The 24,179-nt window shown below is 53.5% G+C and carries 27 protein-coding genes, 1 tRNA gene and 2 pseudogenes; 13 read left to right on the forward strand and 17 right to left on the reverse strand.

The window, feature by feature from the left end; translation table 11 throughout:
• Positions 1–73: 73 nt before the first annotated feature.
• From V7775_RS11195 to V7775_RS11205, 3 genes are all read right to left on the reverse strand, one after another.
• A complete protein-coding gene (locus V7775_RS11195) occupies positions 74–466 on the reverse strand; it encodes a hypothetical protein (RefSeq protein WP_335751977.1) in 393 nt (130 codons plus the stop codon).
• An 11-nt stretch (positions 467–477) separates the two neighbouring features.
• A complete protein-coding gene (locus tag V7775_RS11200) occupies positions 478–1,101 on the reverse strand; it encodes an AAA family ATPase (protein ID WP_335751978.1) in 624 nt (207 codons plus the stop codon).
• A gap of 1,445 nt (positions 1,102–2,546) precedes the next feature.
• Positions 2,547–2,630: transfer RNA gene (locus V7775_RS11205), tRNA-Tyr, on the reverse strand.
• Positions 2,631–2,817: 187 nt separating this feature from the next.
• On the opposite strand from V7775_RS11205, the gene rlmB reads away from it, so the two are divergent.
• From rlmB to V7775_RS11220, 3 genes are all read left to right on the forward strand, one after another.
• On the forward strand, positions 2,818–3,594 hold the full coding sequence (rlmB, locus tag V7775_RS11210; RefSeq protein ID WP_335751979.1) for a 23S rRNA (guanosine(2251)-2'-O)-methyltransferase RlmB: 777 nt from the start codon (positions 2,818–2,820) through the stop codon (positions 3,592–3,594).
• Between the two features lie 170 nt (positions 3,595–3,764).
• Positions 3,765–3,911 (forward strand): hypothetical protein, encoded by a 147-nt coding sequence (locus V7775_RS11215; RefSeq protein ID WP_335751980.1) that lies wholly within the window; start codon positions 3,765–3,767, stop codon positions 3,909–3,911.
• 210 nt (positions 3,912–4,121) lie between these two features.
• The gene (locus tag V7775_RS11220) at positions 4,122–4,589 is read left to right on the forward strand and encodes a CoA-binding protein (protein WP_335751981.1); all 468 of its coding nucleotides are present in this window, start codon (positions 4,122–4,124) and stop codon (positions 4,587–4,589) included.
• Between the two features lie 115 nt (positions 4,590–4,704).
• Here V7775_RS11220 and V7775_RS11225 read toward each other — a convergent pair whose 3' ends face one another.
• The 3 genes from V7775_RS11225 to hisA form a co-directional block, all read right to left on the reverse strand.
• Entirely contained in the window at positions 4,705–5,010 is a 306-nt protein-coding gene (locus tag V7775_RS11225; RefSeq protein ID WP_335751982.1) for a phosphoribosyl-ATP diphosphatase, read from the reverse strand.
• Positions 5,007–5,768 carry an imidazole glycerol phosphate synthase subunit HisF gene (gene hisF, locus V7775_RS11230; RefSeq protein WP_335751983.1) on the reverse strand — a complete coding sequence of 254 codons (762 nt, stop codon included), beginning with the start codon at positions 5,766–5,768 and terminating at the stop codon, positions 5,007–5,009. Before hisF ends, V7775_RS11225 begins: the two co-directional genes overlap by 4 nt.
• Positions 5,769–6,139: 371 nt before the next feature.
• Positions 6,140–6,859 (reverse strand): 1-(5-phosphoribosyl)-5-[(5-phosphoribosylamino)methylideneamino]imidazole-4-carboxamide isomerase, encoded by a 720-nt coding sequence (gene hisA / locus V7775_RS11235; protein ID WP_335751984.1) that lies wholly within the window; start codon positions 6,857–6,859, stop codon positions 6,140–6,142.
• 133 nt (positions 6,860–6,992) lie between these two features.
• Between hisA and V7775_RS11240 the strand changes: the two genes are divergently transcribed.
• On the forward strand, positions 6,993–7,376 hold the full coding sequence (locus V7775_RS11240; protein ID WP_335751985.1) for a DUF2147 domain-containing protein: 384 nt from the start codon (positions 6,993–6,995) through the stop codon (positions 7,374–7,376).
• A gap of 96 nt (positions 7,377–7,472) precedes the next feature.
• Here V7775_RS11240 and hisH read toward each other — a convergent pair whose 3' ends face one another.
• Positions 7,473–8,111 carry an imidazole glycerol phosphate synthase subunit HisH gene (hisH, locus tag V7775_RS11245; protein WP_335751986.1) on the reverse strand — a complete coding sequence of 213 codons (639 nt, stop codon included), beginning with the start codon at positions 8,109–8,111 and terminating at the stop codon, positions 7,473–7,475.
• Positions 8,112–8,699 (reverse strand): imidazoleglycerol-phosphate dehydratase HisB, encoded by a 588-nt coding sequence (hisB, locus tag V7775_RS11250; RefSeq protein ID WP_335751987.1) that lies wholly within the window; start codon positions 8,697–8,699, stop codon positions 8,112–8,114.
• 126 nt (positions 8,700–8,825) lie between these two features.
• Between hisB and V7775_RS11255 the strand changes: the two genes are divergently transcribed.
• On the forward strand, positions 8,826–9,065 hold the full coding sequence (locus V7775_RS11255; RefSeq protein WP_335751988.1) for an Lrp/AsnC ligand binding domain-containing protein: 240 nt from the start codon (positions 8,826–8,828) through the stop codon (positions 9,063–9,065).
• Positions 9,065–9,397 carry a hypothetical protein gene (locus tag V7775_RS11260; protein ID WP_335751989.1) on the forward strand — a complete coding sequence of 111 codons (333 nt, stop codon included), beginning with the start codon at positions 9,065–9,067 and terminating at the stop codon, positions 9,395–9,397. The genes V7775_RS11255 and V7775_RS11260 overlap by 1 nt, the downstream gene beginning before the upstream one ends.
• On the opposite strand, the gene V7775_RS11265 is transcribed toward V7775_RS11260, so the two are convergent.
• The 6 genes and pseudogenes from V7775_RS11265 to V7775_RS11290 all read right to left on the reverse strand — a co-directional run bounded on the left by V7775_RS11265 (position 9,390) and on the right by V7775_RS11290 (position 15,435).
• A complete protein-coding gene (locus V7775_RS11265) occupies positions 9,390–10,073 on the reverse strand; it encodes a hypothetical protein (protein ID WP_335751990.1) in 684 nt (227 codons plus the stop codon). The two genes, V7775_RS11260 and V7775_RS11265, sit on opposite strands and share 8 nt — an antisense overlap.
• Positions 10,070–11,383 (reverse strand): TRAP transporter large permease, encoded by a 1,314-nt coding sequence (locus V7775_RS11270; protein WP_335751991.1) that lies wholly within the window; start codon positions 11,381–11,383, stop codon positions 10,070–10,072. Before V7775_RS11270 ends, V7775_RS11265 begins: the two co-directional genes overlap by 4 nt.
• Complete coding sequence (locus tag V7775_RS11275) at positions 11,380–12,093, reverse strand: TRAP transporter small permease (RefSeq protein ID WP_335751992.1); 714 nt, start codon at positions 12,091–12,093, stop codon at positions 11,380–11,382. The genes V7775_RS11270 and V7775_RS11275 overlap by 4 nt, the downstream gene beginning before the upstream one ends.
• A gap of 58 nt (positions 12,094–12,151) precedes the next feature.
• Positions 12,152–13,141 carry a TRAP transporter substrate-binding protein gene (locus V7775_RS11280; RefSeq protein ID WP_335751993.1) on the reverse strand — a complete coding sequence of 330 codons (990 nt, stop codon included), beginning with the start codon at positions 13,139–13,141 and terminating at the stop codon, positions 12,152–12,154.
• A 24-nt stretch (positions 13,142–13,165) separates the two neighbouring features.
• Positions 13,166–14,407: an NAD(P)/FAD-dependent oxidoreductase gene (locus V7775_RS11285; RefSeq protein WP_335751994.1), complete on the reverse strand. Its 1,242-nt coding sequence runs from the start codon at positions 14,405–14,407 to the stop codon at positions 13,166–13,168.
• Between the two features lie 69 nt (positions 14,408–14,476).
• Positions 14,477–15,435, reverse strand: a pseudogene (locus V7775_RS11290) (LacI family DNA-binding transcriptional regulator).
• Between V7775_RS11290 and V7775_RS11295 the strand changes: the two are divergent.
• The 7 genes and pseudogenes from V7775_RS11295 (at position 15,395) to V7775_RS11325 (ending at position 21,123) form a co-directional block, all read left to right on the forward strand.
• On the forward strand, positions 15,395–15,553 hold the full coding sequence (locus V7775_RS11295; protein ID WP_335752025.1) for a hypothetical protein: 159 nt from the start codon (positions 15,395–15,397) through the stop codon (positions 15,551–15,553). The pseudogene V7775_RS11290 and the gene V7775_RS11295 overlap by 41 nt on opposite strands.
• 188 nt (positions 15,554–15,741) lie before the next feature.
• Complete coding sequence (gene hisD, locus V7775_RS11300) at positions 15,742–17,049, forward strand: histidinol dehydrogenase (protein WP_335751995.1); 1,308 nt, start codon at positions 15,742–15,744, stop codon at positions 17,047–17,049.
• Positions 17,042–17,803 (forward strand): SDR family NAD(P)-dependent oxidoreductase, encoded by a 762-nt coding sequence (locus V7775_RS11305; protein WP_335751996.1) that lies wholly within the window; start codon positions 17,042–17,044, stop codon positions 17,801–17,803. Before hisD ends, V7775_RS11305 begins: the two co-directional genes overlap by 8 nt.
• Positions 17,800–18,777 (forward strand): alcohol dehydrogenase catalytic domain-containing protein, encoded by a 978-nt coding sequence (locus V7775_RS11310; RefSeq protein WP_335751997.1) that lies wholly within the window; start codon positions 17,800–17,802, stop codon positions 18,775–18,777. The genes V7775_RS11305 and V7775_RS11310 overlap by 4 nt, the downstream gene beginning before the upstream one ends.
• Positions 18,778–18,953: 176 nt before the next feature.
• Positions 18,954–19,460, forward strand: a complete 507-nt coding sequence (locus tag V7775_RS11315) for a thiamine pyrophosphate-binding protein (protein WP_335751998.1) — start codon at positions 18,954–18,956, stop codon at positions 19,458–19,460.
• On the forward strand, positions 19,457–20,011 hold the full coding sequence (gene comE / locus V7775_RS11320; protein ID WP_335751999.1) for a sulfopyruvate decarboxylase subunit beta: 555 nt from the start codon (positions 19,457–19,459) through the stop codon (positions 20,009–20,011). Before V7775_RS11315 ends, comE begins: the two co-directional genes overlap by 4 nt.
• Positions 20,012–21,123: pseudogene (locus tag V7775_RS11325) on the forward strand (alpha-hydroxy acid oxidase).
• Here V7775_RS11325 and V7775_RS11330 read toward each other — a convergent pair.
• The 3 genes from V7775_RS11330 to V7775_RS11340 form a co-directional block, all read right to left on the reverse strand.
• Positions 21,120–22,235, reverse strand: a complete 1,116-nt coding sequence (locus tag V7775_RS11330) for an aminodeoxychorismate synthase component I (RefSeq protein WP_335752024.1) — start codon at positions 22,233–22,235, stop codon at positions 21,120–21,122. The pseudogene V7775_RS11325 and the gene V7775_RS11330 sit on opposite strands and share 4 nt — an antisense overlap.
• A 17-nt stretch (positions 22,236–22,252) precedes the next feature.
• Positions 22,253–22,546 carry a Dabb family protein gene (locus V7775_RS11335; RefSeq protein WP_335752000.1) on the reverse strand — a complete coding sequence of 98 codons (294 nt, stop codon included), beginning with the start codon at positions 22,544–22,546 and terminating at the stop codon, positions 22,253–22,255.
• A gap of 368 nt (positions 22,547–22,914) precedes the next feature.
• Positions 22,915–24,066, reverse strand: a complete 1,152-nt coding sequence (locus V7775_RS11340) for a ferredoxin--NADP reductase (RefSeq protein WP_335752001.1) — start codon at positions 24,064–24,066, stop codon at positions 22,915–22,917.
• Between the last annotated feature and the right edge of the window lie 113 nt (positions 24,067–24,179).

Here is a 24,179-nt window from a genome sequence, read left to right on the forward strand (position 1 = left end):
TCGAACTGCATAGGCTTATTGTTAGACGATCTACGCAAATTTCAGATTCGTGGTTTCGAATGGCCGTTTTTGATCATTTCTTGCTGAAATACACCCACAAGAATCCAAAAAACAGCAGACTTCTCCACCAAATCATCAATCCCTCAAAACCGACTCCAACAAACGAAACAATGGCCAAAACTGCAAAACCGATAATGAAGGGTGTCAAAATGCAGATGCCGAGAAAGAAAATGATTGTGCCGTAGCGGGCGAGGGTCCCAACGTGCGCCTGCCGTTTCACCCGTATGATCATGTATCCGCTCGTAAGTGGCGATAACCAGAGAAGGCCGTCTACAATGATGCTCTGGCCGACACCGAACAGATCCCAGCGGACTTCTGGCAGTAGTGTGAAATAGGCGAGGGGATAGAACGGCAGATGCAATAGCAGTAGGCAAAGGTCAGTGAGAAATGGCGTTGGTTTGGTCATGATACTCTCAGTCAATTGTACATCGGTTTTGATTGTAAGGCCGCGCCACGCTGAACGATCCTTTGGGCATCTCTCAGGTTCATCGGCCGTCTTATTGCAATGATCGTGCGTTCGATCGCGGTGATCGCTGCATCATACGATGGAGCTGATAGGTCCGCTTTTTCAGCCATGCTCTCCCCTGCACTTAACAGTTCTTCATGGGACAGGTTTTCGCATTTGATTACGGCGCAACGAGTCAGAAGAGGCTCAGGGACCTTCGCAAAATCGTTATAGGTCAAAATCCAGGAGATTGCGCTCATATCAAACCGAACGCGGTAATGCGGGCACTCCCAATGTGCCGCCGAAACTGGTTCCAGAAGACCAAGGAGGCTGTCTTGAATATTGTGCCGTGTTCCACCGGTTGAGTGAGACGATGCAGCCTTGCAGGCCTCATCTACGACGATCACAGGTCCAGCATGGTGATGTCGCAGAATTGCTTGAACTGGGCGTCCTGGCCGCGCCGATGACCAGCCTCTCTCAGTTCCCGCGATCACAAATCTGGTGCTTGCCGCCACGGCATCAATCGACAGTGACGGCGCGTTCATTGCTGCTGCAAGCGATCTCGACCACGCGCTTTTCCCGATGCTTGGGGGCATTCAAAAGAATTGGATTGGTGCGTGCAGGCACACCTTCAAAAGCCGTCCGACGCAAATTAAGTCAAAACCGTCTCGGTTGCCTCCGCCATCCACGGATACCTCGCTTTGAGCTCTGCCGCTAAGGCATCGGCGTCAGCTTCGGTGATGCTCGACATGTCGCTTAAAGAGTTTTGGAGTCTGGTGGCCTGTGGCGCTTTGCCTGGGCCCACAATTATCGGGACCTACAAACTCTGGATTGTATCTGATCTTGAAGCGATTTTATCTGGAGTGGCCGCCCGGCCAGAGGAAGAATTCACACTATGAAACGGCCACCAAAGCCTAGAATTACAAAACCTCATCTGAAATGGACTTGGAAGGGGGATCGCCGAGGCTGGCGTCCGTTTCACCGAACAACTTGGCTTGAGAACGGAAAACGCAAGGAAAGGGCTATTCAACTTGATTGGCAGTGCGATGCCAAAGAATTGGATCGTTTGTATTGGACGTGTGAAGCAGGCCGACACAGCAGTCAGGTTGTTCTGAGTAAGCACACTTGGCAGCAATGCATTGAGGCTTGGAGAGCAGATCGGCGGATTCAGGACAATCTGGCTCAAAGTACAAAGAAGTCGTATCGTCCACCGATGGAGTCCATTTTGTTGAGCAATGGCGCTAAGGCATTGATGTCCACAAGCCGCCAAAACCTTCGGGCTGCCCATCAGTCTCTGTCTGATACACCAAAGAAAGCGGGCCGCCTTCTCCAGACAGTTTCGTTGCTGTGGAATTTTGCGGCCCAACATTTGGATTGGCCGTTGGGACCCAATCCAGCAAAGGGTATTGTCCATTTTGGAACGAAGCGTGAATTCAAGCCTTGGCCTGACTGGATGATTGATGCGCTGCGGAATGCCCCCACGCGGGTTCAAATACTAGCGCACCTAATTTTGGGAACCGGGCAAAGGCCAGGAGCTGCTGTCGCAATGCGACGGGATCAGTTTCAGGGTGAGTGGATGGTCCTAAGAGACGAGATGGGCCAAAAAATATGGAGGTCTACTGTCCTCGGCCGCTCCGTAAATTCATCGATGATCTACCAATCGAAGGGCAGCACGTACTTCCTAAAAATCTCACAGAACCACTGACATATCATGCGGTTGAGAAAACATTCAGCAAATGGCGACTTTCTTTGGGCCTGAAAGCCAAGCCCTATAGCCTTCATGGGCTTCGAAAGCTCTCGATCGTTCAGCTCGCTGAAGCTGGTGCAAGTGACGCGGAGATTCAAGCGGTCACGGGGCAAAGCGCTGAGAAGGTTGCTCACTATCGTAAAGAAGTAAATCGAAAGGTGCTTTCAAAATCTGCTCAAATGCTCAGAGAATAGAACAAGAACAGAACGAGACTTGGGACCAGGTGTTGGGACCGCCCCAATTTTTATTGAATTCTTCCCAAAGCGAAAAATCGCGTAAGTGGTTGATTTGTAATGGTGGGCGACTCTGGAATCGAACCAGACGTGCGTCTCCGCGAGGGAGTTACAGTCCCCTGCCACACCTTGCGGCCTGTCGCCCACTTGAGCCTGAATTACCTGCGGGTCTGGTGGGCGTCAACCTCTAAATCTTATGATTTAGGAGGAATTATTTGGCCAGGTCTCTGCTTGGGAATTCGCTCTTGTATGCGGGCATATTGAGGGAGGCTTGGCGCGGGGCGCTCAAAGGGGTAGAGGGGGCGTCAGACGCGCAATGTCAGGGGGCAGCGATGAAGAAACCTAAGTGGGTTGTTGAGAAAGAACAGGGCAAAAAAGTAGAGGCGCGTGAGACGCTTTGGCTGTTTGGTCTGCATGCTGTGCGGGACGCGTTGATGAATCCTGCGCGCACAAAGCTGACGCTGATGGTCACGCCAAATGCTTTGGCCAAGCTAGAAGACGCAGTTTCTGCCAGTGGTATTGTCCCCGAAGTTGTCGATCCACGCAAATTCCGCCCTCCAATTGATCAGGGTTCCGTGCACCAAGGGGTTGTTCTGGAAGTTAAACCTCTGGACTGGGGCCGTATGGCCGATGTTTGCATAGGTGCAGAAGCGCCGCGTGTGATCATGCTGGACCGTGTGACTGATCCGCATAACGTTGGTGCCATTTTGCGCTCTGCTGAGGTGCTGGGCGCGTCAGCGGTGATTGGTACACGTCACCATTCGGCGCCTGAAACTGGCGCGTTGGCGAAAACAGCCTCTGGTGCGTTGGAACGTCAACCCTATCTGCGAATCCGCAATCTGTCTGATGGTATCCGAGAACTGCAAAATATGGGGTATCTGGTGCTGGGGCTAGACGGTGATGCAGACATCACCATCGAAACGGCGGTTGAAGGTAAACGGGATCGCGCCGTGGCGCTTGTGCTGGGAGCTGAAGGGCCCGGTTTGCGCGAAAAGACGCGTGAGACTGTGGACGCACTGGTACGTATTGACGCGGGTGCTGATTTTGGCTCTCTCAACGTCTCAAATGCTGCTGCAATCGGCCTATATGCTACTAGGGACCACAAATAGGGAGTAGGGCCATAGCCCATCCGACAAAGATTGCGACCTGCTGTCATTGCGGCACGCGGGCAGTACTGCGCCTTGATGCGGGGCACCATACGTTGACCTGTGGCGCGTGTGGTGCGCCGCTCAGCAAACTTAAGGCAATGCCTGTGGCGGCGCGCGAAAGGCCTGATGCCGTGACGCATCAACCAGCGGTACGCAAAACGCGCAAATTGACCAAGGCTAAATCTAAGAAACCGGTGAAGCGGCCCAAGAAGCGCAAAAGCCTGTTTCGTAAGTTTGCAGAAGAAGCGTTTGATCTGGTTGAAGATATCTTTGATTGAGTTTTATCTTCGGCGATATTTAGCTCATGGCTGGGCTGGATTTCGGTTGGACATTTTGTCGCTCTGTTATCCGTGCGCATCGCACCTATATTCAATTCAACGGGTTTGGTTTGGAACATCCAGCCCGCGTTTTGTCCCTGTTCCCACTTTTAACCTCTCGGCATTGTCCGAGAGGTTTTTTTATTGCCCACAGCCTGTTAGGGGTATGGCATGAATTATTCCGATACCTTTCTAAAAGACATTCTCAAGCGCATGAAGCGGGTCGCTGTTGTGGGTGTTTCTGACAACCCAGTGCGTGCGAGTTATTTTGTGGCGCGGTATCTGTCGCTGCGTGGGGTGACGATTATCCCTGTGAATCCCAAGCTGACGGGCCAATCGCTGTTCGGGTCTGTGGCTGTTGGATCTCTTGCCGAGATTGAGGGGCCAGTGGATATGGTGGATATTTTTCGCCGTTCTGAGGCCGTGCCAGAGATCGTGGACGAGGCACTTGAGCATTTGCCGGATCTACGAACAATCTGGATGCAGATCGGTGTTGAAAATGCGCAAGCAGCAGCAACGGCTGAGGAACGCGGCATTGATGTTGTGCAAAACCGATGCCCCAAGATTGAATACCAGCGCCTGTTTGGTGAATTGCGCATGGGCGGCTTTGCGACGGGCATTATTTCAAGCAAGCTGTGATCTGGCAAACTGTGATCTGATCGACGCGCGAACGCGCGATCACATGATTTGGGTCCGCAAGTTTCAACGAATTAGTCCGCAAGCGGTTTAGGCGCTTGTCGTGCCGTTTAATGCCTTAACGGCTTGCTTTTTCAGCAACGCCAGATTGGGATTGACGGCGGGATAGCTCGTCCATGACATCCGAAAAAGGCACATCACGAGCGGCGAGCATGACCAGCAAGTGATAAAGCACATCAGCTGCTTCATCTGTTAGGCCCGCCTTGTCATCTTTGACGGCTTCTATGATCGCCTCAATGGCTTCTTCGCCGAATTTCTCGGCGCATTTTTCGGGGCCTTTATCCAATAACTGTGCTGTCCAGCTGGAGGTTGGATCAGCGGATTTGCGGGCTAGGATGGTTTGGTACAGATCATCAAGGGTCATGTGAGCCTCATCGGGATGCCGGCCTCGGCCATGTGTTGTTTGGCCTGACCAATTGTATATTCGCCAAAGTGGAAGATGGACGCGGCAAGGACTGCGGATGCGCCACCCTCGATAACTCCGTCAACAAGGTGATCTAGATTGCCAACGCCGCCTGACGCGATCACTGGCATGGTTACGGCATCAGAAATGGCGCGGGTGAGGGGCAGGTTAAAGCCCTGTTTTGTGCCATCACGGTCCATAGAGGTGAGCAGGATTTCACCTGCGCCTTTTTCCATCATGGTGATTGCAAATTCAACGGCATCGATACCTGTGGATTTGCGGCCACCGTGCGTGAAGATTTCCCACTTTCCGGGGCTGACTGTTTTTGCATCAATCGCGGCGACGATGCATTGGCTGCCGAATTGATCTGCGGCCTCGGCGACAACATCGGGATTGGCGACTGCGGCGGAGTTGAAGCTGACCTTGTCAGCGCCAGCGAGCAGAAGGGCGCGCACGTCTGCGGGGGTACGCACGCCGCCGCCTACAGTGAGGGGGATATAGCAATGTTCCGCCGTGCGGCGCACCAGATCAAACATGGTGCCACGGTTCTCATGGGTGGCGTGAATGTCGAGAAAGCACAGCTCATCCGCGCCAGCGGCATCATAGGCGATGGCGGCATCCACAGGATCGCCTGCGTCACGCAGGCCGACGAAATTCACACCTTTGACCACACGGCCATCGGCGACATCTAAGCAGGGAATGATACGTGTTTTTAACATGAATGCGGTGTAGCGGGGGATTGGGTGTTGGGCAAGGGATCAGGTGATGTTGCGCCGAGAGAGGTACTCCCTAAAGCAAGCTACGATCAAAAGAGGAATACCCGCGAGCGGGATTAGAATTTGACCGAGCAACAAAGGTAGGCTTAGTGCGTTCCCGATTTCCGCCAGAAAGGTCGGGCTACAATTCACGAGCCCTTTAAGCACGCTGCCACTACATCGTAAGTCAAAAAGCGCCAATGGAAAGGCCCAGAAAAAGAAAAATGAACAGGCCCACTTCAGGATTAACCTTGCATATGAATCACGCGCTTGGCCTGAAAGTAGATTGGCTAGTCCAAAGACAAATAGAAGACCGATCCACATATTCGAAAGGGTCACTTATTCAGTGCTTTGAGTGCCTCACCTAAATCAATTGCACCATCATAAAGTGCGCGACCTGAGATCGCGCCGCTGATTACCCCTGTGGCTTTGAGTGCGGTCAAATCTGCAAGTGAGGACACGCCGCCCGATGCTATGATGGGGATGTTGACTGCGCGGGCCAACGCGGCAGTCGCGTCAATGTTGGGTCCGCCCATCGCGCCGTCGCGCATGATGTCGGTGTAGATGATCGCGGCGACGCCTGCGTCCTCAAATGATTTGGCGAGGTCCGTGACCATCACGTCGGTTTCTTCGGCCCAGCCTTTGGTGGCCACGCGGCCATTGCGGGCATCGATTCCTACTGCAACTTGGTTTGGGAAGGCGCGGGCGGCTTCGCGTACCAGATCGGGGTTTTCGACTGCGATTGTGCCCAAGATTACGCGGGCGAGGCCTTTGTCCAGCCAAGCCTCGATTGTGGCCATGTCGCGGATACCGCCGCCCAGTTGTGCGGGTACTTTGCACTGCTTGAGGATCGCCTCAACAGGGGCTGCGTTCACGGGGGACCCTGCAAATGCGCCATTTAGATCAACAAGATGCAACCATTTACATCCTGCATCGACAAATTCCTGCGCTTGGGCGGCAGGGTTGTCGTTAAACACGGTTGAACGCTCCATGTCGCCGTGGACAAGGCGTACGGCTTGGCCGTCTTTGAGGTCAATTGCGGGATAGAGGATCATGGCATGCACCCTTTGTAAAAGCTTGGGGGCGGTTTTGCATGGAATGGCGCGATGTGCAACGCGACCTAAGGTTAACCTTGCCTGAACGCGTGTGGCTGGGCATGCTGTTGCGCAGTTCTAGGGAGGAACCACGATGAGGATGATTTTGACTGCAGCTTTTGCTGCGATTGCGTTTGCAGGTGCCGCTTGGGCGGACCCGGCATTGGGGACGTGGAAGACGCAGGTCGACGATGGCGCTTATGCACATGTGAAAATGAGCAAGTGCGGCCAAGCCCTGTGTGGTACAATTGCGCGTACTTTCAATAGTGACGGCGAGTACAAGTCCAAGAACCTTGGCAAGAAGCTGGTTTGGGATATGGCCCCGTCTGGCGGCGGTTCGTATAAGTCAGGCAAAATCTGGCAGCCGTCCACTGACAAGACGTATAAGTCAAAGATGTCGCTGTCAGGCAATATATTGAAAGTGTCTGGTTGCGTTGGGCCGATCTGCAAAAAACAGACGTGGAACCGCGTGAACTAAAACGCCGCCATTATTGTAACTTGGATTGATAAACGCGGGTGCAGTGCGCATCCGCGTTTTCTGGTTTGATCTGGAAATATGTCAAAGCAACCTAGGTTAGGGTGCCCATTTCAGGAAGTTGGATATCATCCGCAAGCCTGTTCCTTGGCTCTTTTCGGGGTGGAACTGCATGCCGATCATGTTGTCACGCCCAATGATGGCGGTGACTTCACTGGCGTAATCTACATGCGCCAACCGTTGTGCGGGGTCTGAAACGGCCATGTGGTAGCTGTGTACAAAATAGGTGTGATCGCCCGTCTTGATCCCATCAAAAACAGGGTGGGGGGCATCGAGCACCAGATCGTTCCAGCCCATGTGCGGGACTTTTAGGCTTTTGTCAGTAGGCGCGATGCGGGTGACTTCGCCAGCGACCCAATCAAGGCCTTTGGTATCCTCATACTCACGCCCCCATGTCGCCATGAGTTGCATTCCGACACAAATCCCAAGGAAAGGCCGTCCTTTTTCTTCAACGGCTTCGATCATCGCAGCGTAGATGCCGCTTTTACCTTTTAGTTCGGACATGCAGGCGGGAAATGCGCCGTCACCGGGCAATACAATGCGATCCGCGCGCGCGATGACATCCGCATCAGCGGTTACAGTTACTTCGCCAGCATCCGTTTCGCGGGCCATACGCTCAAACGCTTTGTGGGCCGAGTGTAGATTGCCGCTTTCGTAGTCGATAATTGCGGTGAGCATTTAGAGCATACCTTTGGTCGACGGGATTGCGTCTGATTTGCGCGGGTCGCTTTCCAATGCGTCGCGCAACGCGCGGGCAACGGCCTTGAAGGCAGCCTCGGCGATGTGGTGGCTGTTGAGGCCATGCAACTGATCAACGTGCAATGTGATGCCGCCGTGTGTTGCAAAAGCTTGGAAGAATTCGCGCACCAATTCGGTGTCAAACGTGCCGATCTTTTGGGTAGGCAGATCAACGTTCCAAACAAGGATAGGGCGCGCAGATAAATCAAGTGCTGCGCGCACCAATGCATCATCCATCGGCAACAAGCAGGAGCCGTAGCGCACAATACCGCGTTTGTCGCCAACGGCTTGCGTCAATGCCTGACCCAGCGCGATGCCTACGTCCTCAACAGTGTGGTGATCGTCGATGTGCAGATCGCCTGTGCAGCGTACGGTCATATCAATCAGCGCATGACGCGAAAGCTGGTCCAGCATGTGGTCAAAAAAGCCCACGCCAGTCTCGTTGTCATAGATGCCTGTGCCATCGAGGTTTATCTCAACGCTGATATTCGTCTCGGCGGTTGTGCGGGTGATCTTGGCCTTACGCATGGGAATGCTCCGTTGACGTGTTTGTGCCCTTATAACAGGGCATAACCCAACGCCAAGGGGCGATGGGGGATTGCAGGCAATGTGGCTTCGTGCCAGCCTAGGGTACAGCCACTTCAGGAGCTTTTCATGAGCACATGTGTTTTTATCCAGATCCGCTGCAGACCCGGTACAACCTATTCGGTTGCTGATGCGATTGCCCAGCGTGAGATCCATTCCGAGCTTTATTCAACGTCGGGCGATTTTGATCTGTTGATGAAGGTTTATATCCCCAAAAGCGAAGATGTCGGTGTGTATATCAACGACAATCTGCTGGACATTGATGGGATTGAACGATCACTGACTACGATGACATTTAAGGTATTTTGATGCGTGCCTTAGCCCTTGTACTGCTGATGGCGGCCTCGGATGTGTCCGCTGCACAGCGCGTCTATGAGGGCGACGAAGCGGCGGCCATTCGCTGTGCGAATATGATGGCCATGACGGGTGTCACGTTGAATGCCGCTGGATTGATGGATGATCCGGAAAAGAACGTCTTGGTAGGCATTTCTGTGCTGATCCTAGAGCGTCACGTGAGCGGCAACTGGAATAGCAAAAAACGCGCAATGGCTGCCATGCGTGACCGCCGCGATGTGGTTGAGACATTGGCTGATTACCAGCGCAACGCGCCGGGCTGCCTTAAGCGGTTTCCGATCAACTAGGCGGTTTTTGTGCAAATCTAGGTGCAACTGCACCCGGACAGGTTGCCTCGATCCTTGTTAGAATATCTGTAACAGGCAGGCCCGTAGCCGCCTTGATCGCCTCGCGGTAGGGCGGCAGATTGGTGCATTCTAGTAGGATGTGCTGGTGTTTGGCTGTCTGGGTTTTCGTCAATAATTCGGTGATTTCTGTAGTTGCTTGCGCGCGGTTCAAGGTCGTCAGGTTTTTTGAAATAACCTCTCGCAAGTGATGCGCAGGGGGCAAACCTATGATGCTTTGGGCATACTCAGGGTGATCACCCAAATGCAAAGGACCAAGGCGGGCGGCATCAAATGTAGTGATGCGCAATGCCTCAGGTGCGTGTATCTGCGTCAGATCCTTAAGTGCTGTCAAAGACGAGCTGATAAACGGGCGGTCCGTCAGCGCAGCAAGGTGGTCCTGCCAGTAGGACAGAAACCCGCAAGACGTCACAATGATATCGCCCTGCGCGCGCTGCAAGGCTTCCTCAAAGGGGGTGATGTCGATGTCTTGGGGCCGTCCAGTAACAATGCGTCCTACAGACGCCCCTGCAATTTTGATGATCTGTGGCGCGCGTGCGTAGCTTTCAATGGCACCGACATCCCCCGCGATGCGGGGAAAATCGGTGTCCAATTGTAAAACCGTAACGCGGGGTGTCATCTGGCCTGATTGGCGCTGATTTTGTCAGGCAGCCACGTCGCCAATTCGGGGAAGGCGACAAGGATCACAACCATCAACAGCATTAGCCCGACCATGGGCAGCGCAACCTTTGAGATGTAGGAAATCTCGTGTTTGGTCATGCCTTGCAGGACAAACAGGTTGAAGCCGATAGGGGGCGTGACCTGCGCCATTTCAACAACAACCACGATGAAGATACCAAACCAGATCACATCAATGCCTGCTTGGCGGATCATGGGTTCAACAATTGCCATGGTCAAAACCACCGACGAAATACCATCAAGGAACATGCCAAGGATGATGTAGAACACGGTCAACGCAGCGATCAAAACGATTGGTGACAGGTTCATCTCGTCAATCCACGCAGCCAAAGCACGCGGCAGGCCTGTAAAGCCCATGGAAAGGGACAAAAACGCAGCACCCATCAGGATCAAGGCAATCATTGCAGATGTGCGCGTGGCCCCCATGAGGCTTTCAAGGAACGTGTTAAAGCTAAGAGAACCTTGGAACAGCGCAAGGATGAGCGAGCCAAGAACACCGACAGCCGCGGCTTCGGTCGCTGTGGCCCAGCCAAAATACATCGACCCGATGACGGCAAAAACCAGCATGAGCACAGGGATTAAAAAACGGCTTTCGGCCAGCATGGTGCCGAAAGACATTGGCGGTTCGGGCGGGGGCCGCTGATCTGGCTTCACAAAGTGCCACACAGCAATATAACCCATAAACAGGCTGGCGAGAACCAGACCGGGGATAATGCCAGCCATAAACAACTTGATGATGCTCTCATTGATCGAAACGCCGTACACAATTAGCGTTAGGGAAGGCGGGATCATCAGACCCAATGTAGCCGCACCCGCAAGCGTGCCAATGATCATGTATTCGGGATAGCCGCGTTTGCGCAGCTCGGGGATACTCATCTTGCCAACGGTTGTTAGGGTTGCAGCAGATGACCCTGAAACGGCAGCGAAAATGGTGCAGGCCGCGATATTGGTGTGCAGCAACCCACCCGGTAGCCAGCGCATCCAAGGCGCGAGGCCGCGAAACATGTCTTGGGATAAGCGCGTTCGATACAGGATTTCACCCATCCAAATAAACAGGGGCAGTGCGGTCAGTGTCCAACTGCTGCTTGAGGTCCAGATGGTGGTAATCATGGCGTCCCCGGCAGGGCTGTTGGTGAACAGCTCTAGGCCGACCCACGCGACCCCCATTAGGGCTAGACCAATCCAGATCGAGGACCCCAGCAAGGTGAACAGGACAAACAGAAAGACAACGGTTGCATAGGCTTCGGTCATTCCACGCCCTCCGATACGATGGGGTTCTTGCCCGTTATGATGGTGCGGTACAGGGTATCCCACAGCGCAACGGCCAGAAGGATTGCGCCCACTGACATGGCCAGTTGGGGAATCCAGACAGGTGTATAAACCAACTTGGAAGATGCGCTGCCCATCGCACTGCCCCAATCGCCAATCGGCGTTGCAGGGAGGCTCAGGAAGGTTACAACCCATTCGGGGATTTGATCCTGTCCTTGGGTGCGATCATTGATCATTTCAGACAAGATGGTGGTCTTGACCGCAAAGCGGGCAAAATAGGTGGCGATTACAGCTGCGCCAAACACGGCAAACAGATCAAGCCAGCGCGATGTGTGGCGGTTCCAATTGAGGATAATCGAAACACGGATATGTGCGCCGCGCGTCAGTGCATGGCACAGCGCAAAGAATGAAGTGGCGGCCATGGCGTAGCCTGCAAATTCGGTTGTGCCGGGAAGGGCGACATTGGTCCAGCGTGCCACCATCTGCGCGACGATCAGCAAAAGAATCGTGACCATGAAGCACGCAGCAATGGCGCCGGAGGCAAAATAGACGCCATCCAATATGCGCCAGATCGGGCGCATCACGCGTTCTAATCTAGGGCGGGCGAAAAAACAGATAAACCCGAATAGGGATGGCAAAATAAACAGCCATACCCACAAGGGCAGGCCCAGCACTGGCGACCAGTCACGCATGGAAAATCCTTTGAGTGTTGTTTGGCGCGCCTGAAACCCTCAGACGCGCCAGTGTCGCTTAGTTGGCGGCGTTATATGCGTCGAGGATGGCCTGACCATCAGCGCCCGCAGTTTCCAACCATTCGGCGGTCATTTTTGCGCCAATAACTTTCAGCTCGGCAAGGAATTCTGGCGAAGCATCCGTAACGGTCATGCCGTTTTTGGACAGCTCATCAAAGTAGAAGCTGGACAGTTCAGCAGACTTTGCACCGCATGATGCGGCTGTTTCGTCTGCGGCTTTCATAACGCCAGCTTGAGTTGCCTCATCAAGACCGTCCCACGCCTGCTTATTTGCAACAACGTAGTTGCGCGGCAGCCATGCGTTGACCTTGTAATAGTGGCTCAAGTGCTCCCAAACCTTGCGGTCATATCCAGTAGAACCCGAAGAGATGAACGCTGATGCCACACCAGTTGCCAATGCTTGGGACAGTTCTGCTGCTTCGATCTGAACTGGGATCATGCCCAGTTCTTCGGCGAAGGTTGCAGTGGCCGAGTTATACGAGCGGAACTTGACGCCTTGGGTATCAGCCGAAGAGTTTACTTCTTTGTCAAAGTAGAAACCCTGACCTGGCCAAGGGCAGGTATAAAGCGCAACCAAGTTAAGATCGGAAAGCTGTGCGTTTACAATGTCTTTTGAGACGTCCCACAGTTTTGCATTGTCTTCATAGCTGGTGGCAAGGAAGGGCAGGTTGTCCCAGCCCAGCAGGGGTGCTTCGTTTGCGTGCGCAGACATGAAACGTTCACCGATGTTGACCTGACCGGTCTGAACGGCACGTTTGATATCACCGCCACCGAACAATGAACCGCCCGCATGAACTGTGATGTCGATTGCGCCTGATGTGTACTCGCGCACTTTATCAGCAAAAATCACACCCTGTTCCGAGTGGAAATTGCTGGCCGCGTAGGCCATTGGCATGTCCCACTTTTGTGCGTGGCCATCTGCAAAGGCTGCGCCAGCCATCAGTGCTGTGGCTGCGACTGTTGTTCCAAGTTTTGTAAATGTATTCATTGTGGTCTCCCGGTTATGGTGGCTCTAACGGCCTTTGTATTTTGAGGGGTCAAAGGGGCGCAGATCGATATTGGGGGAGCGCTCCGATATTAGCTCAGCGATGATCCGACCCGTTTTTGGTCCGCCTGTCAATCCGACGTGTTGATGGCCGAAGGCGCTGTAGCTGAGACCTTTGCTATCATTGGCGCCGATAATTGGTAGGCTGTCGGCGGGGGCAGGGCGGTGACCCATCCATTCGATGATCTCGTCATACGCTATGTCCGGCAGTAGTTTTTTGACCTGTCGGCGTAGCATTTCAAGGGGGCCACGGGATGCGGGCGCATCCAAGCCGCCAAATTCGATCACGCCAGCAGCACGCAGGCGGCCCTCCATCGGCGTTAGGACAAACTTTCCAGAAGCAACCATCATCGGCGCACGTGGCATGATAGAGGGGTTGGTTAATTCGATGTGATAGCCACGTTCACTTTCAAACGGGACTTTTACGCCCAATTTATGGGCGATTTCGCGCGACCATGGGCCCATGGCAAAGACGATTCTATCTGCGCTTAGGCGGCCGTCATCTGTTTCCAGTGCCGTAACTGCGCCATCGTGCATTTTGATGTCGTTGATTTGGGTTATCTGTAACTGGCCGCCCTGCGCGACAAAATGATCTGCCAAGGCGGTTACATATGCACCGGGGTCGCTGATGCGGCCATGGTTTTTGCACCTGACAACCGTTTCAAATGCATCACCAAAAACAGGGTCATACGCGGCGTACTCAGCGCCATTTACCACGTCATATTTGACGCCCTGCGCCTCGCGTTTGCCCCAGCCGTAGCTGTCGGCATCAAAATCGTACCGTTTTGCGTAGCCGAAACAATAGTCTTCTGTTGAAATGTATCTGGCCGCCGGAGTGTCAGCCGCCAGTGCTTGATGTTGCTCAACCGTATCATGCAAGAGCATGGCCATAGATTTGGCGTAGTGATCAACGTGGGCATCATTTGCGTAAGACAGATAGCGTCTCAAAAACGGGATCAGGCGGGGCAGATAGGACCAACGCAAAAACAATGGTGCGTCGCGGTCAAGCAGCATACTAGGCGCTTTGAACGCCAAGCCGGGTGTTGTGACTGGAACAACAGCACCGGCAGCCAGAACGCCCGCATTGCCATGGCTGGTGCCACTTGCTGGGCCTGCGCGGTCTACCACAACCACATCATGACCCGCGCGCTGCAGCCAGATTGCCGTTGAAATCCCTACGATCCCTGCGCCAGCTACCAGTATTTGCATTTTGATTTCACCGCCCCAAATCATGTGTTTCAGCGTAACTTGGGCAAAGCGGAGGGTATTGTCACGCCTCTAATTGGTTGGGGCGGGCCCAAGGGATTCGCGGATCTTCACAGATATCTGAAGCTTGACCGGGCCAATGCTCTGGTTGCCTTTGACAAGGTCGATGAGGGTACAGGCCGCTTTTGTGCCCATTTCCCCGTGAGGGACATGCACGGTAGTCAGACTTGGAGTTACAATTCGCGCCAGTTCAATGTCGTCAAAACCCGTGACTGAAACATCGCGAGGGGCTTCGAGACCCAACGCTTTGGCGCCGCGCATGGCACCCACGGCCAAAACGTCATTCCCACACATCACCGCAGTGGGCGGATTTGGGGCGCTCATCAATGCCTTCATGGAGGCTTCGCCGTTGTCGAACCCATAAGATGTTTGAATGACGGGCACATCATCTGCAGATAGGCCGTTATCATTCAGCGCGTCTGTGTTGCCAGCCAACCGATCGGTTGCGCGGTCGTTGCCTTTGGTCACAGCTGAGATCATACCGATTCGGTGGTGACCACGGTCGATAACCTCCTGCGCGAGTAATTTCATAGATGCATGATTATCAAAGCCAATGGCAGGTCGTTCGACCAGGGGAGAGTAGGCCCAAGCAATTAGGGCGGGAACGCCTTGCTGCTCCAGATAGCTGTAAATCTCTGGCGCGCGATCATAACCAATTAGCAATAAGCCGTCAGCGCCCCGCGAAATCAATGCGCGAATTTGTTCTTCTTCTCTGTCGGGGCGATAGGCGGTGCTGGACACAAGAAGAGTGTAGCCTTGTTCGTGTAATTCTTCCTGAAAAGGCTGCAAGCTACGGGCAAAATTGCATTTTCCATCGTCGGAATAATTGCGCCAATTGTAAATGTCCTTTTGGCTGCCATCACCCTTGCACCAAAATTTGGTGTGTATTCCAAAATTTCTACCGCCTTCAAAACCTTTTTACGGGTGGATTTGACAACGCGATCCGTTGAATTCAAGCACCGCGAAACCATCGCCGTGGAAACGCCAGCAGTCTTTGCGACGTCATCCAGCGTAGGTGTTGATCGGTTTGAGGTCATCGTCTCTCTTTTCCGCTTTTTGGATATCACAATGAAGGTAAATGGAAGATAATTAAAGTTCAGGTAATCGGAGGATTGTTCAATGTAAGCGCTTGTATGATCGAGATGTAAGCGCTTACAATGGTTTCTAACACAGCCATTTGAAAGGCTTCGCGTTGGGGCAGGGTAGGTATGCCACACGTGGAGTGCATGCCATTTCATTTGGTCTGTTGCTTGGGATTTAAAATTAGGACCTGATCCATGACACGTGAATACCTTAAGAAAGCCACGCTCACCCCTATGTCGGATGCGTCGGAAACACATGAGATCGTAAAGAATATTCTTGCCGATATCGAAGTTGGCGGTGACGCAAAAGCGTTAGAATACGCCAAGAAGTTCGACCGTTACGATGGCAATGTCGTCCTTACGGCAGAAGAAATCGATGCGGCCTGTGCCATGGTGCCTGAAAAGTTGAAAGCAGATATCCGCTTTGCCCATGACAACGTAAAACGATTTGCCGAAGTTCAAAAAGCCACGGTTTCTGATGTTGAGATGGAAATCGTTCCGGGGTTGATCGCGGGCCAAAAGGCAATTCCGGTTGATGCTGCAGGCTGCTACGTTCCGGGTGGACGTTATAGCCACATCGCGTCGGCGATTATGACAGTTACAACCGCCAAGGTTGCTGGATGTGGGCACATCACTGCCTGTTCCCCGCCGCGACCCGATTCAGGTGTACCCCCTGCGATTGTATATGCCGCGCACATCAGCGGCGCAGACAAGATCATGGCGCTGGGCGGTGTTCAGGGCGTTGCTGCGATGACGTTTGGCCTGTTTGGTTTGCCCAAGGCGAACATCCTCGTCGGACCGGGCAACCAGTTTGTGGCCGAGGCAAAGCGTATTCTATTTGGCCGCGTTGGCATTGATATGATTGCAGGCCCAACAGACAGTCTGATCCTCGCGGACAAAGGCGCGGATGCGCATATCGTTGCAACCGATTTGGTCTCACAGGCCGAGCATGGATATAACTCTCCGGTTTGGTTGGTCACGGATGACCGCGCGTTGGCTGAAAAAGTCATGGAAATGGTTCCGGCGTTGATCGACGATCTTCCTGACGTCAATCGCGAGAACGCATTTGCTGCGTGGCGCGACTATGCTGAGGTGATCGTCTGTGCGGACCGCGAAGAAATGGCCGCATGTTCAGATGATTATGCGCCTGAACACCTGACAGTTCAGGCCGATGACCTTGAATGGTGGCTGGATCGCCTCACGTGCTACGGCTCGCTGTTCTTGGGCGAAGAGACAACAGTTTCGTATGGCGACAAGGCCAGCGGCACGAACCACGTGCTGCCAACATCTGGTGCAGCGGGTTATACTGGTGGTTTGTCCGTTCATAAATACATGAAAATCGTCACATGGCAGCGGGCAACCCGTGAGGGTTCTAAAGGGGTGGCGCAGGCGACAGCGCGCATCAGCCGTCTGGAAGGGATGGAGGGGCATGCTCGTGCTGCGGATGTGCGCCTAGCCAAATACTTCCCCGATGAAAACTTTGATCTGACAGCCAATGGGTGATCCGCGCACTCTCTTTGATTTAACAGGCCGTGTCGCCTGTGTGACCGGAGCCAGCTCTGGCCTCGGTCGCCGCGCGGCTGTTGCGTTGGCCGCCGCCGGAGCGCAGGTGGTGGGCGTTGCACGCAGGTTAGAGGCGTTGGAAGATCTGAGTGCAGAGATAGGAGATAACTGTGCGGCTGTTGCGGCTGATGTCGCAAATCGTGACGGGATAGCGGCACTGCAGGCGGCGGTTTCAGCCCGGTTTGGCGCCCCTGATATCATTGTCCATGCTGCGGGTGTGAACACGCGGCAGGCGGCGGATGATGTCACGGCAGAAGGCTGGGATCAGACGATTGCGCTTAACCTTACTGCACCTTTCTTTCTGTCGCAGGCCTTTGTGCCAGCAATGCGCGAAAAAGGCTGGGGGCGGATTGTGAATTTTGCATCGTTGCAAACAACGCGCGCCTTTCCGGGTGGGATTGCGTATGGCGCGACTAAAGCGGGTATTGCCCAGCTTACCCGCGCAATGGCCGAGGCATGGTCGCCAGACGGTATTACAGCCAATGCAATCGGCCCCGGACTTTTCCCTACCGAACTGACGCAGGCGGTATTCTCTGACCCAGATCGCGCAGCCCGTAATGCCGCCCAAACCTGTGCTGGGCGCAATGGCGCGCTGCAAGATTTGGATGGCCCACTGTTATTCCTGTGTTCGGAAGCATCGTCATATGTGACGGGGCAGGTGCTGATGGTCGATGGAGGGTTTACCGCGAAATGAAAGCATTGGTTTATGATGGCATGGAAACGTTGGCGTATCGTGATATGCCCACCCCCGTTGCAGGAATGGGTGAATACCTGATCCGAATCGAAGCGGTCGGTATCTGCGGCTCAGATATGCACGCCTATCTTGGGCATGATGCGCGTCGTCCCGCACCACTGATCCTTGGACATGAAGCTGCTGGTGTGATTGTCAGTGGTGGTATGAACGGGCGGCGGGTAACGATCAACCCTTTGGTAACATGCGGGGTTTGTTTGGCCTGTACAACGGGGCGCGAAAACCTGTGCCCTGAACGGCAAATCATTTCGATGCAACCCCGCCAAGGTGCGTTTGCGCAATACATTAGCATGCCTTTCACCAATTTGGTGACGGTTCCAGATGACGTCTCACTGGCACATGCTGCATTGGCCGAACCACTTGCAGTCAGCTGGCATGCGGTGCGGCTTGCGCTTGAGGCATTGCATCATGGCTCCGAGCGGCGGGCGTTAGTGATTGGCGGCGGCGCGATTGGTTTGGCGGCTGCGTTAGCATTGCGTGCGATGGGTGTGAGTGATGTAACGATCACCGAGCCAAATGACGTGCGCCGCGATTTCCTCAAAGGGCTGGGCGAAAATGCTGTGGCGCAGACCGAAGGGCAATATCCGGTTGTTATCGACGCCGTAGGCTATGCGGCCACGCGGGCCAGTGCCTCGGCTTTGGCAGCATCAGGGGGCGTGATTGCGCATGTTGGCTTGGGTGAAGACGCGGGTGGTTTGGATGTGCGGCGCATGACGTTGCAAGAGATCACGTTTATCGGCACCTATACCTATACCGATCAAGATTTTCGTGACACTGCGGCTGCTATCTTTGATGGCCGTCTTGGAGCGCTTGATTGGTGCCAATACCGTCCATTGGCGGAAGGTGCTGATGCTTTTGCTGCATTGCGCGCGGGAACAGTTGCAGAACCAAAAATTGTTTTGGACCCATGGAAGTAAGAGGGGGGTGCTATGCTTTGCCCAGCAGAACTTTCCTTGGATCACGCTGACATGACGTCCTGACAAGCAGAGATAGATAATTCGGAGCAAGGGGCGTTTGTGCTCTGCTCCGCAGCGGGCTTTTGCGCCGCGATACCAAACAACACGCTATAACTCCATAGAAAGGCATACCACCAATGAACATCGACAAGAAGATCACAGATGATCTTGTCGCCAACAACGTCTCCTTTGTCACTACCGTGCCCTGCAAACAGCTGGCTGGTGTGATCGAGGAAGTCGACGCGCGCGACGAGATTTTCCACATCCCATCCAACAAAGAAGACGAGGGCATGGGCCTGTGTGCTGGTGCCTTTATGGGCGGCAAACGTCCTGCGATCATCATGCAAAACACGGCCATCGGCGTCACGATCAACACGCTGGCTACACTAATTCAATACTACCGGATGCCGCTGCCGATGATCATCTCTTACCGGGGTGAGTTGCGCGAGCCTGTAGCCTGCCAAGTTGAGATGGCTGTGCACACAAAAGCACTGCTGGCTGAGATGAAAATCCCGACCTACCACTTCCACCACCAGTCGGATGTGGAAGAATTTGATGCAATCCTGAAATACACATTCATGTGCAACAAGCCGGTCGCGATTCTGACGGATGCTAACTTCTGGGGAGGCTACGGGGACCAATGATACGCTCTGAAATTCTGCGCGAAATCGCGCCAATCCTGCGCGACCAATTGGTCGTGTGTAACATCGGTCTTCCCAGCCAAGAGCTGCATATGATCGACGATCAGCCCACCAATTTTTACATGTTGGGCACAATGGGCCTGTCTTCGTCCATTGGTCTTGGCCTTGCTTTGTCTCAGGACAAGACGGTTATTTCCATTGATGGTGATGGTTCGGTTCTGACGAACCTTGGTACGTTGCCAACAATCGCCAACAATGTGGCTGATAACTACATTCTGCTGATCATCGACAACGGGTCTTATGGCTCAACCGGAGATCAACCGACATATGCGGGCAAAAAGACGTCTTTGACGGCTGTTGCATCAGCATGTGGCTGTGAAAATGTGATCGAAGTGCAAGACAAAGACCTTGGTCCTGTTCTGCAATCGGCCATCGACAGCAAGCAGATGACGATCATCGTGTGTAAATGCGACAGCGGCAACATCAAGCTGCCTGTCATCACGATGGACCCCGTTGTGATCCGCGATCGCTTTATGAAAGCGGTAAGCGCTTAAATGGGCGCGAATGCTATCCATTCGGCAGACGACGCACGTCGTATTGCGCGTCGTCGTCTACCTTGGATGGTTTTCGATTACATCGATGGGACAGCGGGAAATTAAACACGGGCCGCGCGCAATCGTGCGGCCCTTGACGCGGTTACACTGCGGCCCTGCATTCTACGCAACGTGAGCGATCGCTCCCTTGCGACAACACTATTTGATGTACCTGCCGAGCGGCCGTTTGGCATTGCGCCGATGGGTATGTGCAACCTGTTTGCGCCGGGGGATGACCTGATGTTGGCCCGTCTTGCTGCGCGCCATAAGGTGCCGCACGGTGTTTCGACAGTTGCCTCAACCCCGCTAGAGAAAACCATCGAAGTGGCACAAGGCCATGCATGGTTTCAAATCTATTTCAGTGGCGACGGGGCAGGGACATTCAAACTGGTCGAACGCGCGCTGCAGGCAGGGTACAAGACGTTGGTCCTGACCGTTGATGTGCCAGAAGTTGGGCGCCGCCCGCGCGAATTGCGCCACGGGTTTACGATGCCATTCAAAATAGGACCAAAGCAGTTTTTAGATTTTGCGCTGCATCCGCAGTGGTCTCTGACCAAGCTGTTCAAAGGCAAACCGTAAATGGCGAACTTTGACATGCCCGGTTATGATTTTGACCGCACTGAAAGCCGCACTGCTGCGGATTGGGACACTTTGGCGCGCATGCGTGAAGCATGGCCACAAAAGCTGGTTGTGAAAGGTGTGCTTGATATTGAGGACGCGATACAGCTCAAGAATGCAGGCGTGGATGCGATCCAAGTCTCAAGCCATGGCGCGCGCCAGTTGGAAAGCGCGCCAGCGGCGTTTGATATGCTGCGCTTGATCCGCAAGCTGTTGGTCCCAAAATGCCAGTACTTTTTGACAGCGGTCTACGCTTTGGTGAGGATGCCCTCAAGGCGATGATGGCAGCGGCCAATTTTATGTTCTTTGGCCGTTTGCTTCAGTTCGCAATTGCGGCGGGGGGCGAACAGGGGTTGGAACGCATTTGGGGCGTGTTGAGCGCCGAGATAAGCATCGCCATGGCCCAAACAGGTATGTCCAGACTGACCGAGGTAAGCACACCTTTCCTGCGCTAGAGTGCTGCGTAGCGCGATTTAAGGAGTGCCTCGGCGTATTCGTCTTCTGGAGTGCTGTCATACACGACCCCTCCACCCACATTTAGTCGGGCTGTACCGCCATCGTGACAAACAACAGTTCGGATCGCCACGTTGAATTGCATTTCACCCGTTGGAGCGACCCAGCCAATCGCCCCACAATAGGCCCCGCGCGCGTCATCTTCTAACGATCGCAAAATTTGCATCGCTCTGATCTTAGGGGCGCCAGTGATGGAGCCACAGGGAAACAGCGCCTCAAATATGTCGAACAACGTAATTTCGGGTAACAACTGTGCGACGATACGAGATGTGAGTTGATGTAAGGTTGCATAGGTTTCGACCTTGAAAAGGTCCGGCACCTTGACGCTACCAACTTGCGATAGTTTACTCATGTCATTGCGCATTAAATCGACAATCATGAGGTTTTCCGCTTGGTTCTTCTCAGAATTCTGGAGCCACGCAATTTGCGCAGCATCCTCTTCTGGTGTCGTTCCGCGCGCGGCAGTCCCCTTCATTGGTTTGGTTTCGATGCGGTCAAATTCATCTATCGAAAAGAACAATTCGGGTGAACGAGATAATAGCGGTGGGCCGCCAAGATCGACAAAAGCACCATAAGGAACAGACTGTTTGAGGCGTAGCCGATGGTAGAGGGCTAAAGGCGTGCCGGAGTATTCGGCCTTGAGTGGAAACGTGAGATTGGCCTGATAAATATCACCTGCCGATATGTATTGTTTTACCTGATCAAAAGCGGCGGCGTATTGGCCTTGATCCCATTGTGGTGCAAAGTTGGTTAGTTTTGCGTACCCCGCTGGTTGATCTGTCAGCGCGGGCATAGGCGCATCGAAAACGCCGAAATGAACCAAAGGCAAGCTTCTGTTCAACGGCATGCGGTCCTGCAGCTTGGGTGAAAACACATAACCAAGTTCATAACTGGCATAACCTGCCAGCCAATAGCCTTTGGCCTTCGCCTCTTCCATCTTTGCAAAGGCAGAGGCGACTTCGTCGGTGGTGTCAGCGCGGATCGTCTGGATGGGATTGGCGAAAGCAGTACCACCCGCCAGTGGGCCGTTATCAAAGACGACCTGCTGTCGCATTGTGTCACTTGTCAAAATTAGAAGTCCGCAGCGATCCGCAGATCCCGTAGGGGCCGCACAATTTTGATTGCTTCAAGATAGAGAGGATGGGCTTTGTATGCCGACAAGGCCTCATCGCTGGCAAACTCCGCATATACGACAACGTCAACTTCACCAGAAAGGGCATCTTCGCGGATGTTCTCGCGGACCTCAAACAAGTCAGAATGCGGGATGTTTCCTAGTATCGACAGGCCCTCGATAATACGGGGTACGTCTGCCTGATCCTTGGCACTGAAGAACACAACATGTCGAATTTTTGGACGGTCAGACATGGGAAATTTCCTTACTTTTTATGAAATTGTTGCCGAATTTCGCGGAAACTTACTGCATCGCACCAATAGTACCAGAGCAAATAATGAAGCCCTAAACGAGGCAAGTATTTTGGTGCAACATATAGGCAATTCAATGCCGAAATAGCCTTAGAGTGTGGGTAAATTTGATGCGGTAAGAAAGGATATTCCGATTTTCTGAGTGTTATGCCCAGACAGGAAATGGCCGCATCATGACCCGGAAAAATGCACCCAGAACGAATACCTTCATTCCTTTGAGGCTCTTTTGTTGTTTTGCGTTTGCGATGTTTGATTTTTTGGTCAGCGCGGCTTCAGCGCTGATTTCCGGTGTGGCGCGTTTGAGAACCGCATTAGTAACCAGCGAAGTGTTCAAAGATCATGTCGTCGGTGGCGATGCCGGCTGACCTGAGTAATTCCTTGGTAGACGCAATCATGGGTGCAGGGCCGACACAGTAATATTTTGGGGTGTTGAGATCGGGGAGATATTGGGCCAGCGTCTCTTGGTCGACCTGATCGGTCGCGCCATGCCATGGCGCGCTGTCACTCCCGAGACCAGTCATGGTCGCGATCAACCGAAAGTTGGGGTTGGCTTTTTGTAAGTCCTCCAACTCGCTCAGGAAGGCCGCAGTTGAAGGTTCATGGTTAGAGTAAAACAGCGTGATCTTGTGCTCTAGGTTAGAATATGTGGCATGCCGGATCATTGACAGGAAAGGCGTGATGCCAATGGCTCCAGCGATGAACACGGCTGGACGTGCAGGATCATCATGCAGGCTGAAACTGCCATTCGGTCCAGCGAGATGCAGTTCAGCTCCATCAGGTAACGCTTTTAGTTCGCGTTTGAAAACGCTGTCGCTAATACGGGTTGCCACAGTCAGTTGCGGTTCGTGGGGTGCGCTCAGGATTGAGAGTATGCGGGATGCCCCCTTGCTGTCCTTGGCTGAGGAATAGGGCAAGGTCACCCGAACCCACTGTCCAGCCGTATGCTCAAACCCCTTTGGTTTGGTAATGTGAAACGCCATGGTGTCGGTCGCAATCGTCTCTCGCCGCACTAGCGTCACGCGGTCTGCTGGCTTCCCTTTGCCCGATAGTCGGATGCCGTGGCGCATGTTTAGACCCATCAGGCACAGGTTTACTGCCCCAGCAATTAGTTCCACGCCCTGTAACACATAAAATAGCGTGTCAAATTGTCCCGCTGAGGCCCTCGCCTCAAGGAGGAACGCCATTGGTACCAAAACCAGCAAGCCGTTCGCGCCGATGAATGGCATGCGTTTCTTCTTTAGGCTGACAAGGTTGTCTGTTCGCCCACCAGCAAGCGAAAACCCTGAACCGCCGACAATTGCCATGGCCGGAATTAGAATGAACATTCCCATTAGGATAGCTCCCTTCACAACGGCAATTGTTTCATAAGACCCGAACAATTCGGAAAAAACGGTTGAGGACCAGAAGATGAGAATGGTTAGAAATCCAATCGTTCCGGCGATGGCATGGATTCGGGTTTTCATGGCTGAGCTCCAATACAGGGTAGATTATATAGCTTGCTATTTATTTACATAGCTCGCTATATATATGCAATACTCCCTTTGGTCCAAACGCCTAAAGGGAGTGACCACCGCCG

This window comes from Sulfitobacter sp. (assembly GCF_036960155.1).
Taxonomy (GTDB): Bacteria; Pseudomonadota; Alphaproteobacteria; order Rhodobacterales; family Rhodobacteraceae; genus Sulfitobacter.